The sequence below is a fragment of the Flammeovirga sp. AWQ4_249 genome (assembly GCF_056161045.1).
Genome location: NZ_JBSWYJ010000093.1, coordinates 1 through 2,383 on the forward strand (window position 1 = coordinate 1; position 2,383 = coordinate 2,383).

Below are 2,383 nucleotides of genomic sequence, written 5' to 3' on the forward strand. Positions count from 1 at the left end.
CTAAAAATGAAAAGTGTAGAAAAAAGAATTAAAAACTAACCAACTAAACAGCTTCAATTTATTTTGGGATAATTTTTGAAATACAGAAATCATGAGTTACAAACTCACACAATGTTCTAGTTCCGAGTGACGCCTTCGGCTTAACACCCGGAACAGTGAGGTAGATTTTCTAGCATTCAAAAGAAAGCGTATTCCAGATGGTATTTTTCATGTAGACTCTCAAGGTAAATTAGTGATCTACGATGTGAAATCTGGCTATGTAAATGGACAAATTGATGTTGAACAGTTGGAGGATTATGCGAAGATGATTGAGATTTTATCAAATCCGTCACTAGATGAATACACTGATTTCATAAATATCTTGAAACAAAAAGGAATAAATATGGCTGGTTTTAGAAGTAAAGTAGAAGTTCAGTATATTGTGATGCCTGGGAAAACAAATCAAGTGAGCAAAGCAGAAACTAATATTGAGAATAAAATAACTACATTTTTTGATAATAACAAAAGCTTATCTCCATTAAGAAATAAAGTGATAGTAACTAAAGACTTATAGAATGTTTATAATATCTTTTCATTTAGAAAATAGAAAAAATAGTTTAACTCAGATTTTAGAATCCTTAATGCATTTATTAGGAGATGATAATGAACTTCAAATTAAGGTTACAGATATGAGTTCTTTAGATCTGATTGCAGAATTTAGTCAATTTGATAGACTATTGGTTACTTTAGATAAGTATAATTATAAAGATTATGGTATTAGTTTAGAATGCTTGAATAAATATAAACTCAGTTTAAGGATTAGAGATCAAATAGAGTTTGCTTTTACCCCTAATGAAAGTAAGCTGAATGAAGAGTTAAAGCAAAAAGACACCTTCTTCTTCAATCTCTACAAAAGCCTTCCTAACGGCTTAGGCTATGTAAGTTGGGTGGATGTGGGTAATTATTACAAGTTTGATGAAAAGTATAAACTAGATCAATTTGAATTTTATGATGCTGTTTTTAATGATAAACCTTTATTTTATCATTGTGTAACAACAAAAGCAGTTTATGAAGAAGATCACACCAAAGAACAACTCCTCAATTGCCCTTTCATCAAAGTAGAAGAATGGGAAGATGGTAGTATTGAAATGTTGCATTATAACCATCCTTTAGATATAGAATCAGAAGAAAATATAGAGCAGATAAGGAAAGTGAGGAAATATCTGAGTGAAAATAATTTGTATAGTTAATAAAGAATAAGCCAACCTACAACACTAGGTTGGCTTAGTATTTTATATAGGGAAATCTACGTTTGTAGAGGCACGGTTTATCGTGTCTCCAAACCACAAGCAAATAATGAAAAGTGAATAATGAATAATTAATAACGCCAATACCCGTATTCCCATGCATAAATTCATGGTCTTGTAGTTGGCTATCCTTCCAAAAAAGCGTAGAATATCAATTGAAAGCCTACCTCTTGTAGAGGCACGATTCATCGTGTCTCCATACCACAAGCTAAAAATGAAAAGTGTAGAAAAAAGAATTAAAAACTAACCAACTAAACAGCTTCAATTTATTTTGGGATAATTTTTGAAATACAGAAATCGTGAGTTGCAAACTCACACAATGTTCTAGTTCCGAATGACGCCTTCGGCTTAACACCCTGAACAGGCGGATATTTTTCATGTAGACTCTCAAGGTAAATTAGTGATCTACGATGTGAAATCAGGTTATGTAAATGGACAAATTGATGTAGAACAGTTGGAGGATTATGCGATGATGATTGAGATTTTATCAAATCCGTCACTAGATGAATACACTGATTTCATAAATATCTTGAAACAAAAAGGAGTAAATATGGCTGGTTTTAGAAGTAAAGTAGAAGTTCAGTATATTGTGATGCCTGGGAAAACAAATCAAGTGAGTGATGCGGTGACTGCTATTAGAGAAAAAATAAAATCAAGAATTCCGGACGAAAATATAAGAAAATTAATACCAGTAACATCAGAATTATAATGAAAATAAAATTTATTACAGGACAGATTGATGAGCCATTCTTTGTAGCATTTTCCAAAGTTTATAATATAATTGGGGATTTCAATTATGAGGTTTTAACATTTAGGAAAGATAATCTTAGTCATTCTGATGAATATCATAAAATTAACCTTCATGAATTTAAAGGTTTTTATATGAGAATGTCAGAGGAATATTGTATTAATCTTATTATCAAATCCACAGGTGAATCATTTTTTAATATTGAATTATGGTTACAATTAAAGGATAATGACCTAATCGAAATATTCTTTAATATTGGTAATGATAATTTAACAAATGACCAATGTGATACTTTTAATGCTTTCTTCTTCAACCTCTACAAAAGCCTTCCTAACGGCTTAGGCTATGT

At 30.8% G+C, this 2,383-nt stretch carries 4 protein-coding genes; all 4 read left to right on the top strand.

Annotated features, from left to right (window positions below):
- Positions 1-244 precede the first annotated feature (244 nt).
- Positions 245-553: a hypothetical protein gene (locus tag ACXAHM_RS26165; RefSeq protein WP_474967038.1), complete on the top strand. Its 309-nt coding sequence runs from the start codon at positions 245-247 to the stop codon at positions 551-553.
- Between the two features lies 1 nt (position 554).
- On the top strand, positions 555-1,229 hold the full coding sequence (locus ACXAHM_RS26170; RefSeq protein ID WP_474967039.1) for a hypothetical protein: 675 nt from the start codon (positions 555-557) through the stop codon (positions 1,227-1,229).
- 469 nt (positions 1,230-1,698) lie between these two features.
- Positions 1,699-1,995: a hypothetical protein gene (locus tag ACXAHM_RS26175; RefSeq protein WP_474967040.1), complete on the top strand. Its 297-nt coding sequence runs from the start codon at positions 1,699-1,701 to the stop codon at positions 1,993-1,995.
- A partial coding sequence (locus ACXAHM_RS26180; protein WP_474967041.1) for a hypothetical protein occupies positions 1,995-2,383 on the top strand: 389 nt, incomplete at its 3' end. The genes ACXAHM_RS26175 and ACXAHM_RS26180, both read left to right, overlap by 1 nt.